Here is a 15,428-nt window from a genome sequence, read left to right as displayed (position 1 = left end):
CGATGCAAATTAAGCGTATTTTTACTAAAAAGAGGAAATATGCAGCGATACCAACAGAAAAAGCGAAACAGGACATTCCTGAAGGTTTAGTGGAAAAGTGTCTTCAATGCTCAAAGATTTTCTATGAGAAAGAGTGGAAGAATAATCTGCACGTCTGTCCATCCTGTGGTTCACATCATAAAATGACTGCTATGGAAAGAATCCAAAGCATAGTAGATGAAGATAGTTTTGAGGAGTGGGATTCGAATTTAGTAACGGACAATCCGCTTGACTTTCCTGACTATGAAGCAAAATTACAAAAAGACCAAGAAAAAACAGGTTTAAAAGATGCCATTGTTACAGGAAAAGGAAGAATTAATCAGCAAGAAACAGTCCTTGTTGTTATGGATCCTTTTTTTCGAATGGCTAGTATGGGTGCCGTTGTTGGAGAAAAAATAACCCGTGCATTAGAGCGGGCAAAAGATGAGCAACTCCCCATTATTATGTTCACAGCATCTGGTGGTGCTAGAATGCAAGAGGGTATGATTAGTTTAATGCAAATGGCAAAAACGTCGATGGCTGTTGAAAGATTTAATCAAGCTGGGGGCTGTATGATTGTTGTGATGACTAATCCAACAACAGGGGGAGTAACGGCTAGCTTTGCTTCAATAGGTGATTATCATTTTGCTGAGCCTGGAGCCTTAATTGGATTTGCAGGTAGACGAATTATCGAACAAACAATTCGCGAACAATTACCAAAGGATTTCCAAACAGCAGAATTTCAATTAGAACATGGTCAAATTGATCGGATTGTTAAACGGTCAGAACTAAAACAATTGTTAACAACTGTACTTGATCTGCATTCGTCAGGGGGTATTTAAACATGAAGCATATCCTTGAATTTGAGAAGCCTATTTTTGAATTAAAAGAAAAAATAACTGAACTGAAAAAGATGGCTGTTGAAAGTGAATTAGATTTAGAGGAAGATATCTCTAAATTAGAAACGAGATTAGGAAAATTAGAAACAGACATTTATGAGCATTTAAACCCGTGGGATCGTGTACAGATTGCGAGACACCCCGAGCGTCCAACCGCTTTAGATTATATTGAACATTTATTTACGGATTTTATTGAGTTGCACGGAGATCGTCTATTTCGTGATGACCCTGCGATTATAACTGGAATTGCCAAATATAAGGATCAGCCTGTCACGGTAATTGGACAACAGCGCGGTAAAAATACGAAAGAAAACATTTATCGTAATTTTGCTAGTGCTCATCCGGAAGGCTATCGAAAAGCTTTACGCCAGATGAAATTGGCTGAGAAGTTTAATCGACCGATTATCTCGCTAATTGATACAAAAGGTGCTCATCCCGGAAAGGGAGCTGAAGAAAGAGGACAGGGTGAAGCCATTGCTCATAATTTAAAAGTTATGGCTCAGTTATCTGTCCCCAGTATCTCGATTGTGATTGGAGAGGGTGGTAGTGGTGGTGCCTTAGGTATCGGTTTAACAGATCATATTTATATGTTAGAGAATTCTATTTATTCGGTCATTTCACCTGAAGGGGCTGCTAGTATCCTGTGGAAAGATGCATCAAAGGCAAAAGACGCTGCTAAATCATTAAAATTAAATGCTGAAGAGTTAAAGCAGTTAAAAATTATTGATGATATTATTCCTGAACCAAGAGGAGGGGCGCATCGTGATTTTACGATGCAGGTTGCCTATATGGATGTTCATATAAGAAAATCGCTGAATTATTTACGTAGTATTCCAGCGGAGACACTGATAGAGAATAGATGGAATAAATACAAGAAAATAGGAGAATTTCACGATTAATTTTCAGAGTAAAGATGGACTTATTTAATTAACCATAATTTGTTAGTAAAATTATTTAATTCTCACCCCTAAATATACATATTTAGGGGTGAGATTTTGCACGCTTTCATGTATAATCTTAATTGATATTATTTTAGGATATATTTATGCTATTATGTTAAGCTTATATAGTGTAGATTCAGGATCGAGGTGAATGATATGAAAAAGATAGGTGTTTTAACAAGTGGTGGTGATGCACCTGGTATGAACGCCGCTATTCGAGCTGTCGTCAGAAAAGGCATTTACCATGACGTAGAAGTTTATGGTATTTCTAACGGCTTTCAGGGTTTGATGGAAGGTAAGATCGAAAAAATGGAATTAGGCTCTGTTGGTGACATTATTCAGCGAGGTGGTACGAAGCTTTTCTCTGCTCGTTCAGAGAAATTCAAGACAGATGATGGGCAAGAAGAAGCAATTGAGCAACTTAGAAAACTAGGTATTGAAGGGCTTGTTGTCATCGGTGGTGATGGTTCATTTAAAGGCGCTGCCAAATTAACTGAGAAAGGTATTCCATGTATTGGTGTTCCGGGTACCATAGATAATGATATTCCTGGCACTGATTTTACCATTGGATTTGATACGGCACTAAATACTATTGTTGAAGCTGTCGATAAAATCAGAGACACGGCAACTTCTCATGAACGTACATATGTTATTGAGGTGATGGGTCGTGATGCTGGAGACTTGGCGTTATGGTCAGGGCTAGCAAATGGTGCTGAAAGTGTTATTATCCCCGAACGTGATGAGCCATTTGAAAACGTAATTGAACGTTTAAAGAGAGGACATGCTCGTGGAAAAAGGCATAGTATAATTGTATTGGCTGAAGGCGTGGGGAGTGGAATTGAACTAGGAAAGCGAATTGAACAAACGTCTAAACTTGAAACAAGAGTGACAGTATTAGGGCATATTCAACGTGGCGGACGACCGACTGGTTTTGACAGAGTTCTTGCCAGCCGCCTTGGAGCAAAAGCAGTTGACTTACTACTGGCGGGTGAAGCAGGTATTATGGTTGGTATTCAGAACAATCAACTCACTCACCACCGTATTGCGGATGTTCTTAACAAGCCGCATAACTTGAATATGAGTTTATATAAATTGATGGGTGAACTATCTATCTAATTTAACTTGATCAGTAAAGACATCACTTCTATAAGTGTGAAAATAAATCCTATGTTGCTATTCAAATTAGAGGTGGATTCTAACACCTTGCTGATTAAGTTAAGCACTCCGGACGCAATCATACCGGAGCGTGAGTGATATAGATAATATAGTGCTTTATAATACGAAGGAGGAAAAAAGTAATGAGGAAAACAAAGATTGTTTGTACGATTGGCCCCGTTTCAGAATCCGTTGAAAAGATAACAGAGTTAATTGCAGCTGGAATGAATGTTGCCCGGTTGAATTTTTCACATGGTGATTTTGAGGAACATGGTAATCGTATTAGAAATATTCGAGAAGCATCAAAGAAATTAGGCAAAACAGTTGCGATTCTTTTAGATACAAAAGGGCCAGAGATACGCACTGGAATTATGGCTGAAGGTAAGGTTGACATTGTTAAGGGTCAAACAATTAACATTTCAATGGATGAAACGATTTTAGGAACAAATGAGAAATTTGCTATTACTTATCCCGAGCTTATCGATGATGTACATGTCGGCTCTAAAATTCTATTAGATGATGGGTTAATTGAGCTTGAAATTATTGAGATTCTTGAAGCGGAAAAAGAACTTAAAACAAAGGCATTGAACTCAGGTACTTTGAAAAATAAAAAAGGAGTAAACGTGCCAAATGTGAGTGTCAACTTGCCAGGTATGACAGAAAAAGACGCCAACGATATTTTATTTGGTATTGAGCAAGATGTTGACTTTGTTGCAGCTTCATTTATTCGTCGTGCCTCTGATGTACTAGCTATTCGGGAGCACCTTGACAATAATGGCGGAAAAAATATTCACATTATACCCAAAATTGAAAACCAAGAAGGTGTAGATAATCTAGACTCTATTTTACAAGTATCTGATGGCTTAATGGTTGCTCGTGGTGATTTAGGGGTTGAGATTCCACCAGAAGATGTACCGGTTGTTCAAAAATCAATGATTCATAAGTGTAATATTGCGGGTAAACCAGTTATTACAGCAACTCAAATGTTAGATTCAATGGAGCGTAATCCAAGACCTACTCGTGCAGAAGCTTCTGACGTCGCTAATGCGATTTTTGACGGAACAGATGCGATTATGTTGTCTGGGGAAACGGCAGCTGGTGATTATCCAGTTGAAGCTGTTCAAACCATGCATAATATTGCTATCAAAACAGAATCTGCTCTAGATCATAAGGCGATTTTATCTAAGCAAACAAAATCAAGTGAGATGACAATGACAGATGCTATTAGTCAATCTGTTAACCACACAGCTATGAATCTAGATGTTGAGGCGATCTTAACACCAACTGTTAGTGGATATACAGCTCGGATGATCTCTAAGTATCGTCCCAAAGCATCAATTATTGCGGTTACATTTGATGAAGGAGCCAGCCGTCGTCTAGCTTTAACATGGGGTGTTCACTCAGTTGTTAGTGAGTTCGCCTATACAACTGACGCAGTTCTTAACGTAGCTATTGACCGCGCGATAGAAACAAACCAATTAAAACGTGGTGATCGTATTGTGATTACAGCTGGTGTTCCTGTGGGTGAAAGTGGAACAACTAATATGATGCAAGTTCATATTATTGGCGACGTTTTAACAAAGGGACAAGGGATCGGTAAAGGCAGCTCATTTGGTCGCGTTACTATAGCTAATACGGCAGCTGAAGCAAATGAAAAAGTAAGATATGGTGATATTCTTGTCACTCAAGGTACTGATAAAGAAATGATGCCAGCTTTAGAAAAAGTAAGTGGTATCATCACCGTTGAAGGCGGATTGACTTCACACGCAGCTTTAATTGGATTAGACTTAGCTATTCCTGTTATAGTGGGTGTTGATAATGCTATGACTGTATTAGAAGAAGGAAATGAAATCACAGTGGATGCTAAAAAAGGCGATATTTACTCAGGAAGAGCCAGCATCCTATAATTAAGTAAACATGAATAAAACAGTAGGGAAAAAGGGGTTATAACCCCTTTTTTCACTATTAAAAAGACTATATAAATAGCATTTAGAAAACTAGGTTTTTTTGATAAAGGCTTAGCAGTAGTAAATTTTTTTAATCAATGTAAAAAAGTTCTTCAGAAGTTCTGCAGATGAGGAGTGTTCGAATGTTTAAATGGCTATTATTATTAATGATTAGTATACCTACACTTGAAATAGCCCTGTTTATTTGGGCGGGTTCACACGTCGGTGGTTGGTCAATTATTGGCCTAATTGTTTTAACAGGTTTAATAGGTGGAACTTTAGCAAAACAGCAAGGGATCGATACATTGAGACGAGCTCAACAAAGTATGCAAAATGGGCAACGTCCCACTGAAGAAATTTTTGATGGTATCTGTATTCTATTAGGTGGTATTCTGCTATTAACGCCAGGTTTTATTACAGATGTAGTAGGCTTAATTTTATTATTACCATTCACACGTCCTTTACTAAAAAATTGGTTTAAAGCTATTATTCAAAATATGATTAATCGGGGCCATACCGTTATTTATCGCCGCTTTTAAGGCAATTGCTTTCCAAAGCGAATATAATGTAGCATGATTTGGTCTAGCTCACTTGCTTTAATAGTTTGAACAGAGATCAAAATAAGTGGTGTGAATAGAAGACCAAAAATGCCAAATAGTGAATAACACAGGTAACCTATGCCGATTACAAATAAAGAATTCGATCCAATTTGCTTTGAAACTAAACGTGGTTCTAATAATTGTCTTACACAGACAATAATAATATAAATGACTGATAACTTAATAGTTAGAATAAACCCGCCGGTGATTAATGAATAAATCATCCATGGCCAAAGTAACAAGCCAACCCCAATTAAAGGAACTAAATCAATTAACCCAAAAGTGAACGCTAATGCTAAAGCATTTTCTATCTTCAAGAGATTAAAACCTATCAATAAGATAAGAGTCGTTACACTGGAGACAATTAATTGTGCTTTCAAATACCCCCAACCAATATTAATAAAGTGCTTGCGAACCTCAGCTATTTTTTTGATTGAACTTTGCGGCAGTGATTGAGAAACTTTCTCTAAATATACCTGCCAATCTTTACTTAATAAAACGGTAAGAATTAAAACAATAATCGATGTTGATGTAATTTCAATCGTTTGAATGATTGTTTCCGATACAAAAGGAACAAGTTGATTAGCTAATTTCTGACTAATTGACAAGACTAAAGCGTAAAGGCTGTCCATCATGTTCATTAAATATTCAGTTAAACTAAAGTTTAATCGATTTAAAAGTTGCTCAAGATTAGATAGGGTATACGTAACAAAATGATCTAATTGAATTTTAAAGGCTTCAATAATTGTATTGAAATAAAATGGAAATTGAATAATAATGGTATCAAATATGTCAATTAAATAGATAATGATCAGACCAAATCCAATGATGATGGTGGCTAAAATTAATGAAAGACTAATTAAAACAGCAATAACATGGTTAACTTTTAATACTCGTTTAATAAATTGAACGGGTTTTTGTAATAGAGCACTCAACCCAATAACAATGATGAAAGGAAATAAGTATTTGGTGATTAAAAAAATAATCACAGCACTTAGACTGATGATTAGGATAATATTTAATATCCTTAGCAACATCGCTTTATAATCTGTAGTCGTCAGTTCAATCACCTGCTTGTCTTCTACTAGGTTTATAGTTTAAAATATGATAAGATAAAACAGATCATGCCCAGATCTTTTATAATTCTGATCTTTTATGATAATATATTAGGATAAGAAAGGTTTAAGGTATGATTAACTTTAGGAGTTAGAGTATGATCAATTCATCGACAGTCTTTTTAATTTTATTATTTATACTAGGCTACATTGGAAAAAACCAATCAATTATGATAGCTGTTTATGTATTGCTAGGGATTCAACTATTGAAACTGGATACAAAGGCATTCCCATTTTTACAGGAAAAAGGAATGACGATAGGTATTACTATTATTACGATCTCAGTATTAGTCCCGATCGCAACAGGAGAAATTGGTTTTAAAGAGTTAGCTGATAGTGTGAAAAATTATTATGGTTGGATTGCTTTAGGTTCTGGTCTATTTGTTGCTCTTGTGGCAAGAGGGGGACTAGACTTACTTGCAAATGATCCGCATTTAACAACAGCACTTGTTATGGGTACCATTATTGCCGTTGTTTTTTTACAAGGGGTAGCTGTGGGTCCGTTAATTGGTGCAGGAATCGCCTATATGATTATGCGTATTGTTGATTTCTTTTTCACCAATTAAACTACGTATTACTGCTGCTTAACTGGTTTTAAGACCACCACTTCAAGAATATGAGCGGAATCTAAATATGACAAATTAGCGATCAACACCCAATGCAAAATCATGTTTGTTTATAGTGGGACAGGTAATCGTTGTCGTAGAGAGAGTTCCATTCAGCAATAATAAAATATGTCCACCGTGTGAAGTTTTGCTTGATTACATCGTTTAAATTTTTCAGTAAAGGGAGGAGACGATATGTCAACAGTAAAGGGTCTAGAAGGGGTTATAGTCGCAGAATCAAATATTACGTCTATTATTGATAATAAGCTATCATATGTAGGCTATTCAATTGATGATCTGATAAAGTATTCAAACTTTGAAGAAGTTGTATATCTCTTATGGTATAAATGCTTACCTAATAAGTCAGAATTAACTGATTTTAAGGAGCAGCTATTTCAAGAGATGGAGCTTCCAGAAGAAATTTACACACATTTACAGTACATGGACCTAGAAAAAATACAGCCAATGTCTATTTTACGTTCCATGATCTCTTTATTGGGTGCTTATGATCCAGATGATGCGCTAACTTATAAAGATGCGCAAATGGAGAAAGCCCTTCGACTACAGGCACGAATTGCAACTGTAATAACGTCATTTTCTCGTATGCGTCAAGGCAAAGAACCGATAAAGCCTAAAAAGGAATATAGTTATGCTGAAAACTTTTTGTATATGTTAAAGGGTGAGCCAGTTGACCCACTAGAAGTAGAAGCATTTGATCAGGCATTGATTTTGCATGCTGACCATGAATTAAATGCATCAACTTTTACAGCTCGTGTTTGTGTGGCAACTTTGTCTGATTTATATTCGGGTTTAACAGCGGCAATTGGCGCTTTAAAAGGAGAGCTTCATGGTGGTGCTAATGAGCAAGTGATTAAGATGCTCATGGAGATTGGTGAAGTTGACCAGACTCTTCCCTTCTTAAAAGAGAAAATCATCAATAAAGAAAAAATCATGGGAATGGGACATCGTGTTTATAAAACAGGCGACCCAAGAGCAAAGTATTTAAAAGCAATGTCCAAAAAGCTCACGAAAAGAGCTGGACAAGAAAAATGGCATCAAATTTCAGAAATTATTGAAGATTATATGAAAAAAGAAAAAGGTCTTCCTGCAAATGTAGACTTTTATTCCGCATCTACATACCATTCTATGGGGATTGACCACGATTTATTTACTCCGATTTTTGCAATGAGCCGGACTTCAGGTTGGATAGCTCATATGCTTGAACAATATGATAATAATCGACTAATACGTCCGCGTGCAAATTACATTGGCCCACAAGATCTTGTTTATACGCCAATTTCAGATCGATAAATAGTCTCTATTTACATGAGTAAAAAGAATCGTCTTTTATCGATGGTAGTGTGAGAAAGTATTTCCTATTAGAAATAGAGTCTAAAATATATTTAGGAGGGACCTTTTATGTCAAAAGGAGAAAAAGTTATTGTAGAAAATGGTGTTTTGAATACGCCAAATCATGTGATCATCCCATTTATTGAAGGAGATGGGACAGGACCAGATATATGGGCTGCTTCTAGTCGTGTATTGGAAGCGGCTGTTGAGAAAGCATATAATGGTGAAAAGAGCATTGTTTGGAAAGAGGTATTAGCTGGTGAAAAAGCATTTAAAACAACTGGAGAATGGCTTCCAGAAGCAACGCTTGATGCTATTAGAGAATACAAGATTGCAATTAAAGGTCCTTTAACTACTCCAATCGGGGGCGGTATTCGCTCACTAAACGTTGCTCTACGTCAAAAGTTAGATCTTTTCACTTGTCTTCGTCCTGTTCGCTATTTTGAGGGGGTTCCTTCACCTGTTAAACGGCCTGAGGATACAGACATGGTTATTTTTCGAGAAAATACAGAAGATATTTATGCTGGTATTGAGTGGGAAAAAGGATCAACAGAAGCTAAACAATTAATTGAATTTCTGAAAAATGAAATGGGAGTAACGAATATTCGATTTCCAGAAACATCGGGAATTGGTATTAAACCTGTCTCTGAAGAAGGTACACACCGCCTTGTTCGCGCAGCCATTGATTATGCTATTAAAGAAGGCCGCCAGAGTGTAACACTCGTTCATAAGGGTAATATTATGAAGTACACAGAGGGTGCCTTTAAAAATTGGGGATATCAATTAGCTGAAAAGGAATATGGTGATAAGGTTTTCACTTGGGCTGAATATGATAAGATAGTTGAAAAAGAAGGCCGTGATGCTGCTGATCTGGCACAAAGAAAAGCAGAAGAAGCAGGCAAAATTATTGTCAAAGATGCGATTGCAGATATCTTCTTACAGCAAATTCTAACACGTCCAAAAGAATTTGATGTTGTGGCGACAATGAATCTTAATGGCGATTATATTTCGGATGCATTGGCAGCACAAGTTGGCGGAATCGGTATTGCACCAGGTGCTAACATTAATTATGAGACGGGTCACGCAATCTTTGAAGCAACGCATGGTACAGCACCAAAGTATGCGGGCCTTGATAAAGTTAATCCGTCTTCCGTAATCTTGTCTGGAGTATTGATGCTTGAACACTTAGGTTGGAATGAAGCTGCCGATCTAATCACAGAATCTATGAATAAAACAATTGGTTCAAAAGTTGTTACTTATGACTTTGCTCGCTTAATGGATGGAGCAAAAGAAGTGAAGACATCAAACTTCGCCAATGAATTGATAAAAAATATGGATTAAAGTTTTTTTGTCCAATAATATTGGTGAAGAAATTTAGTCGACATGTTTATCACGATTCAAAACAGTTGTTAAACTGTTTTGAATCGTGATTCTTTTTGGTTATTTTTCGATAGATTTGTGTTTAGAATGAAGCGTTATTTGATTTTTATAAAAAAATGTTGATAGCCATATGTCCTCAATGCACAAGTTATTATAAGTGTAAACCAAGTTATTTCGCACTCCCAACAGAAAAAGCGTAGTTTGTTTCATTTTAACTTTATATTCACCAACGTATTGTACAACTAAAATACTGACAAATGCGCATTTGTCAGTATTTTTCCTTTCAACTGTTGAATACTAAAATAAAGAAATTTTAACATTGTAAATAAAATTTTACATATTATTCTGGTCTTATTCATTCACAATTTGAGACGAACATTGTATGATTAGTATAAAGACAGTGGGGGGGCAAGATGATGAAACAGAAGATCTTGATTGTTGATGATGAGAAATCAATCGTTACACTGCTGCAATACAATATTGAAAGAGCAGGATTCGATACAGCTGTTGCTTATTCTGGAACAGAGGCATATGACAAAGCTATTCATGAACCGTTTGATCTTATTGTACTCGATTTAATGTTACCAGGAATGGAAGGGACAGAAGTTTGTAAAAAATTAAGACAAGAAAAAACAGATACTCCTATCCTAATGCTCACAGCCAAAGATGATGAATTGGACAAGGTTCTTGGCCTAGAATTAGGGGCGGATGATTATTTAACCAAACCGTTCAGCCCGAAAGAGGTTATTGCACGTATTAAAGCGATTCTTCGCCGAACCCATAAACAAACAAAAAGTGAACTGCCTTATTTTAAAATTGGTCAATTGATTATTTATCCAGAGCAATATGAAGCGACAATAGATGACAAGGTTTTGACCTTTACACGAAAGGAATTTGAGTTATTGGTTTATTTAGCAAGACATAAAGAAAAAGTCCTATCACGTGATCAATTGTTAAGCGCGGTTTGGAATTATGATTTCTCAGGTGATACACGGATTGTTGATGTCCACGTGAGTCATATCCGTGAAAAAATTGAACCTGATACCAAGCAACCGGTTTACATTAAAACGGTTAGGGGCTTAGGCTATAAAATGGAGGAGCCTAGCGATTGAAGAAAAGCAGCCGATTTATATTTTTCATCTATGTGTCGATTGTTACCATCATGTTTTTGACAGTCTTAATTTTACTAGTCCCTTTAGCAAGTGGTGGTGACCGGCCGATCATGGTTACTATTTTAGTAGGGGCTTACGCATTCATCATTGTTATGCTTTATCAAATACACCTAAATTATTTTAAACCAACCAATCAAATTACAGCCGTTCTACAGGAATTGATTAAAGGTAATTATTCGGTTCGAGCATATGAAAAAACGCATTACAATGTGGATAAATTAGGTTATGCGGTTAATAAACTAGCTTTTAATCTGCAAAATTTAAATAGACAAGATAAAATGCATAGTCGGCAATTACTCACAGTGATCGATCATATGGAAAGTGGGATTATGTTATTAGATACCCAAGGCTATGTCCAACTTATTAATCGAAAGTTCACTGATTTATTTGATAAAACAGAAGATGAAGCTAATAATCAACTGTATTATCATGTGTTAAAACAAAAAAAAATCTATCACTCGGCTCAAAAAGTCTTTTTGTATGAGGAAACGATCCGAAACTCAATCATATTAGAAAAGGATGGACAAACACTTTATATCGAAATTGTAGCTGTTCCTTTTTTTAATGAAAGTAAAGAATTACGAGGGCTTGTATTTGTTTTCCATGATATTACAGAGCTAAAGCATGTTGAACAAATCCGAAAAGATTTTGTTGCTAATGTTTCACATGAATTGAAAACACCGATCACTTCAATTAAAGGTTTTGCTGAAACCATGCTTGATGATGAGATCGGAGACCGTTCACTTCAAGAAAAATTTCTGACCATTATCTATAAAGAAAGTGATCGTTTACAAGCACTGATCCATGATTTATTGCAGTTATCTAAACTTGAAAGAGATGAATTTGATATTGAATTAAGAAGAGTTGACCTTTCACCCCTCATTGAGGATAGTGTGACGATGGTGAATGACCAAGCTGAGAAAAAAGGTATTCATTTAATATTGAAAGTGGATAATAATTTGTCCTTAATCGGTGATGAAGCTCGACTTAAACAAGTTATGTTAAATTTGCTATACAATGGGATTAATTACACGAAGGAAAATGGCACTGTTATGATTACAGCTAAGCGTTCAAATCAGTGGATTGAAATATCAGTAGAAGATAATGGAATAGGTATCTCTAGGGAAGCAATTGATCGTATTTTTGAACGTTTTTATCGCGTTGATAAAGCGAGAAGCCGTGATACAGGTGGAACAGGTTTAGGATTAGCTATTGTTAAACATATAGTTGAAGCACATAAAGGCTCTATTGAAGTGGAAAGTGAACTGAACGTCGGCTCAACTTTTAAAATATTGTTACCAGCTCATAAATAGTTTATCACAAAAAAACGGGTAAAAAACTCGTTTTTTTGTTTCGTCTAAGGAAAGCTACAGAGCATTGGTACGGCAAGAATAAGAGTTTTTTTATCTTTCTTGGTAGTAGCCTTGCATAAATCCTTCTGATCAATTATCAGGTGCTGCTTGCAAAAATTTACAGCGAATATTTTTTAATGCTACTCTATGTTTTCCATGCAATGAGTAGAAAAAATCACATTATTATTTTTAAATTGTGTAAACGTGGTAAGATAGAAGGTAAGAAACAAAGATAAAGGAGATTAATTTATGACTTCAAAACAAAAACTTGTTCTGATTGATGGGAATAGTATTTTATATCGTGCTTTTTTTGCTCTTCCTTTACTAACAAATGATAAAGGTGTTTATACAAATGCTGTTTTTGGCTTTACAAAAATGCTTATGCGTGTATTAGAGGAAGAAAATCCTACACATATGCTAGTTGCTTTTGATGCTGGAAAAACAACATTTCGTCATGAAACCTATAAAGAATATAAAGGAGGAAGACAAAAAACACCTCCAGAACTATCAGAACAATTCCTTTTAGTTCGTGAATTATTAGATGCGAGCTCAGTTGTCCATTACGAATTAGAACAATATGAAGCAGATGATATTATTGGAACTTTAGCTAAATCTGCGACAGAATCAGGTTTTAATGTCCAAGTCATTTCTGGTGATAAAGATATGCTTCAATTGGTTTCTAATGATGTCCATGTTCATATTACCCGGAAAGGAATAAGTGAAGTCGATGTTTATACACCAGAGTTTTTAAAAGAAAAATTAGAGCTTGAACCGAATCAAATCATTGATATGAAAGCTTTGATGGGTGATAGTTCAGATAATATTCCAGGTGTTCCGGGAGTTGGAGAAAAAACAGCGATTAAGTTATTGAAACAGTTTGACACCTTAGAAAATATTTATCAACACCTTGATGAAGTTAGTGGAAAAAAACTTAAGGAAAAGTTGACAACCCATGAGGAATCAGCTTTTATGAGTAAAAAATTAGTGACGATTAATCAAAATTCACCAATTGAAGTTAATTTAGACCAAGCCATTTATCAGGGTTATGATGATAATAAATTACGCACATTGTTTAAGAATTTAGGCTTCAAATCTTTGTTAAATACAGTCGGTAATGAAGCAGATGAAGGTGAAAATTCAACTGAACGTTTGAGTTCAATGGATCTGAAGATTGTTGAAAATATCGATGAAATTACTTTTACAGGTAATGATGCTCTTGTTGTCGAGATGCTTGAAGAGAACTATCATAAAGCAGATATTCTTGGGCTTGGGCTTGCTAATGAAAAAGGCTATTATTTTGTGCCAACAGAATTAGCTATGAATTCTGATTTATTTAAGCAATGGCTTGAAGACCCGAAGCAAAAAAAATTGACCTTTGATTCGAAAAAAGTGATGGTGAGCTTATTGCGTCATGGTATAAGGGTGCAGGGTATTACCTTTGATTTATTACTCGCTTCTTATTTAATTAATCCAGCTGAGAATAGTCATGATATTCCTGCCATTAGTCATCGTCTAGGATTTGAAGATTTGTTATTCGATGAAGAAGTGTATGGTAAAGGGGCTAAGTCACATGTACCTGAACAATCACAGCTAGCTGATCATGTGATTCGAAAAGCAAAAGCACTTTTTCAACTAAAAGAAACTGCGGTAGCTAAATTAAAGGAAAATGAACAAAAGTCGTTATTAAAAGACCTTGAATTACCATTAGCGATCATATTAGGTGAAATGGAAGCAACTGGGGTACGCGTTGATCAAGAGCAATTAAATGTTATGCAAGTTGAATTAAAAGAGAGATTGACAACAATTGAAGCTGAAATATATCAATTAGCAGGTGAAAATTTCAACATAAATTCACCTAAGCAATTAGGTGTGATTTTGTTTGAAAAATTGAATTTACCTGTGATTAAGAAAACCAAGACAGGTTATTCAACGTCAGCTGATGTATTAGATAAATTAGAAGATAAACATCCAATTATTACTAAAATTCTATTGTATCGCCAATTAGGTAAATTACAATCGACTTATATCGAAGGCTTGTTAAAAGTCATCCATAAAGATAATAAAATTCATACAAGGTTCAACCAAGCTCTAACTCAAACAGGGCGTTTAAGTTCAATTGAACCCAATCTGCAAAATATCCCAATTCGTTTAGAAGAAGGACGTAAAATTAGAAAAGCTTTTATTCCGAGTGAAAAAGATTGGGTCATCCTAGCCTTTGACTATTCACAAATTGAATTGCGTGTCTTAGCTCACATTGCAAAGGATGAGAAATTAATGACTGCTTTTAGAGAAGATCGCGATATTCATACCCAAACAGCGATGGATATCTTCCATGTTGAGGCTGATCAAGTTGATGATTTAATGAGGAGACAAGCCAAAGCAGTGAATTTTGGAATTGTCTATGGTATTAGTGATTATGGCTTGTCGCAAAATTTAAAAATTACGCGGAAGGAAGCCCAAGCTTTTATTGATCGTTATTTTGAAAGTTATCCAGGTGTAAAGAATTATATGGATGATATTGTTCATCAAGCAAAATTGGAAGGCTATGTTAAAACATTAATGAATCGAAGACGTTATTTACCCGAAATTACAAGCCGCAACTTTAATCAAAGAAGTTTTGCCGAGCGAACAGCGATGAATACACCGATTCAAGGAAGTGCTGCCGATATTATAAAAAAAGCAATGATTGATTTAGATCATGCTTTAAAATCCGAAAAACAAACGGCTCGCTTATTATTACAAGTACATGATGAGCTCATTTTAGAAGCACCAAAAGATGAAGTAGACAAATTAAAAGAGCTTGTACCGAAAATAATGGAAGAAACAGTTGAATTGATCGTGCCATTAAAAGTTGACTCATCAGAGGGTCAGACATGGTATGATGCAAAGTAGAGAG

General features: G+C 35.6%; 12 protein-coding genes. 11 read left to right on the top strand and 1 reads right to left on the bottom strand.

Going from position 1 to position 15,428, the window contains the following annotated elements; translation table 11 throughout:
• Positions 1 to 2: 2 nt before the first annotated feature.
• The 5 genes from accD to ACS127_RS16390 all read left to right on the top strand — a co-directional run bounded on the left by accD (position 3) and on the right by ACS127_RS16390 (position 5,498).
• Positions 3 to 860, top strand: coding sequence for an acetyl-CoA carboxylase, carboxyltransferase subunit beta (gene accD / locus ACS127_RS16410; protein ID WP_440896093.1), 858 nt, complete (start codon positions 3 to 5; stop codon positions 858 to 860).
• A gap of 2 nt (positions 861 to 862) precedes the next feature.
• Positions 863 to 1,816 carry an acetyl-CoA carboxylase carboxyltransferase subunit alpha gene (locus tag ACS127_RS16405; RefSeq protein WP_440896092.1) on the top strand — a complete coding sequence of 318 codons (954 nt, stop codon included), beginning with the start codon at positions 863 to 865 and terminating at the stop codon, positions 1,814 to 1,816.
• 198 nt (positions 1,817 to 2,014) lie between these two features.
• Complete coding sequence (pfkA, locus tag ACS127_RS16400; protein ID WP_440896091.1) at positions 2,015 to 2,974, top strand: 6-phosphofructokinase; 960 nt, start codon at positions 2,015 to 2,017, stop codon at positions 2,972 to 2,974.
• 182 nt (positions 2,975 to 3,156) lie between these two features.
• Complete coding sequence (gene pyk / locus ACS127_RS16395) at positions 3,157 to 4,920, top strand: pyruvate kinase (RefSeq protein ID WP_440896090.1); 1,764 nt, start codon at positions 3,157 to 3,159, stop codon at positions 4,918 to 4,920.
• Between the two features lie 182 nt (positions 4,921 to 5,102).
• Positions 5,103 to 5,498 carry an FxsA family protein gene (locus ACS127_RS16390; protein WP_440896089.1) on the top strand — a complete coding sequence of 132 codons (396 nt, stop codon included), beginning with the start codon at positions 5,103 to 5,105 and terminating at the stop codon, positions 5,496 to 5,498.
• Here ACS127_RS16390 and ACS127_RS16385 read toward each other — a convergent pair.
• A complete protein-coding gene (locus ACS127_RS16385) occupies positions 5,495 to 6,628 on the bottom strand; it encodes an AI-2E family transporter (protein WP_440896088.1) in 1,134 nt (377 codons plus the stop codon). The genes ACS127_RS16390 and ACS127_RS16385 overlap by 4 nt on opposite strands.
• A gap of 143 nt (positions 6,629 to 6,771) precedes the next feature.
• Between ACS127_RS16385 and ACS127_RS16380 the strand changes: the two genes are divergently transcribed.
• The 6 genes from ACS127_RS16380 (at position 6,772) to polA (ending at position 15,424) form a co-directional block, all read left to right on the top strand.
• Positions 6,772 to 7,239, top strand: coding sequence for a DUF441 domain-containing protein (locus tag ACS127_RS16380; protein WP_440896087.1), 468 nt, complete (start codon positions 6,772 to 6,774; stop codon positions 7,237 to 7,239).
• A gap of 234 nt (positions 7,240 to 7,473) precedes the next feature.
• On the top strand, positions 7,474 to 8,589 hold the full coding sequence (citZ, locus tag ACS127_RS16375) for a citrate synthase (protein WP_440896086.1): 1,116 nt from the start codon (positions 7,474 to 7,476) through the stop codon (positions 8,587 to 8,589).
• A 108-nt stretch (positions 8,590 to 8,697) separates the two neighbouring features.
• Complete coding sequence (gene icd / locus ACS127_RS16370; protein ID WP_440896085.1) at positions 8,698 to 9,969, top strand: NADP-dependent isocitrate dehydrogenase; 1,272 nt, start codon at positions 8,698 to 8,700, stop codon at positions 9,967 to 9,969.
• A 455-nt stretch (positions 9,970 to 10,424) separates the two neighbouring features.
• Positions 10,425 to 11,120, top strand: a complete 696-nt coding sequence (locus tag ACS127_RS16365) for a response regulator transcription factor (RefSeq protein ID WP_440896084.1) — start codon at positions 10,425 to 10,427, stop codon at positions 11,118 to 11,120.
• Between the two features lie 50 nt (positions 11,121 to 11,170).
• Entirely contained in the window at positions 11,171 to 12,493 is a 1,323-nt protein-coding gene (pnpS, locus tag ACS127_RS16360; RefSeq protein WP_440896083.1) for a two-component system histidine kinase PnpS, read from the top strand.
• Between the two features lie 288 nt (positions 12,494 to 12,781).
• Positions 12,782 to 15,424, top strand: coding sequence for a DNA polymerase I (gene polA, locus ACS127_RS16355; protein WP_440896082.1), 2,643 nt, complete (start codon positions 12,782 to 12,784; stop codon positions 15,422 to 15,424).
• The last annotated feature ends 4 nt before the right edge of the window (positions 15,425 to 15,428 follow it).

The organism is Amphibacillus sp. Q70, from assembly GCF_052055485.1.
Lineage (GTDB): Bacteria > Bacillota > Bacilli > Bacillales > Amphibacillaceae > Amphibacillus.
This window is presented reverse-complemented; position numbering and strand designations above follow the sequence as displayed.

What these genes read in the sequence shown, in the direction of transcription:
- accD (WP_440896093.1), top strand. Translation starts at nt 3, where the DNA reads ATGCAAATTAAGCGTATTTTTACTAAAAAGAGGAAATATGCAGCGATA.
- ACS127_RS16405 (WP_440896092.1), top strand. Translation starts at nt 863, where the DNA reads ATGAAGCATATCCTTGAATTTGAGAAGCCTATTTTTGAATTAAAAGAA.
- pfkA (WP_440896091.1), top strand. Translation starts at nt 2,015, where the DNA reads ATGAAAAAGATAGGTGTTTTAACAAGTGGTGGTGATGCACCTGGTATG.
- pyk (WP_440896090.1), top strand. Translation starts at nt 3,157, where the DNA reads ATGAGGAAAACAAAGATTGTTTGTACGATTGGCCCCGTTTCAGAATCC.
- ACS127_RS16390 (WP_440896089.1), top strand. Translation starts at nt 5,103, where the DNA reads ATGTTTAAATGGCTATTATTATTAATGATTAGTATACCTACACTTGAA.
- ACS127_RS16380 (WP_440896087.1), top strand. Translation starts at nt 6,772, where the DNA reads ATGATCAATTCATCGACAGTCTTTTTAATTTTATTATTTATACTAGGC.
- citZ (WP_440896086.1), top strand. Translation starts at nt 7,474, where the DNA reads ATGTCAACAGTAAAGGGTCTAGAAGGGGTTATAGTCGCAGAATCAAAT.
- icd (WP_440896085.1), top strand. Translation starts at nt 8,698, where the DNA reads ATGTCAAAAGGAGAAAAAGTTATTGTAGAAAATGGTGTTTTGAATACG.
- ACS127_RS16365 (WP_440896084.1), top strand. Translation starts at nt 10,425, where the DNA reads ATGAAACAGAAGATCTTGATTGTTGATGATGAGAAATCAATCGTTACA.
- pnpS (WP_440896083.1), top strand. Translation starts at nt 11,171, where the DNA reads ATGTTTTTGACAGTCTTAATTTTACTAGTCCCTTTAGCAAGTGGTGGT.
- polA (WP_440896082.1), top strand. Translation starts at nt 12,782, where the DNA reads ATGACTTCAAAACAAAAACTTGTTCTGATTGATGGGAATAGTATTTTA.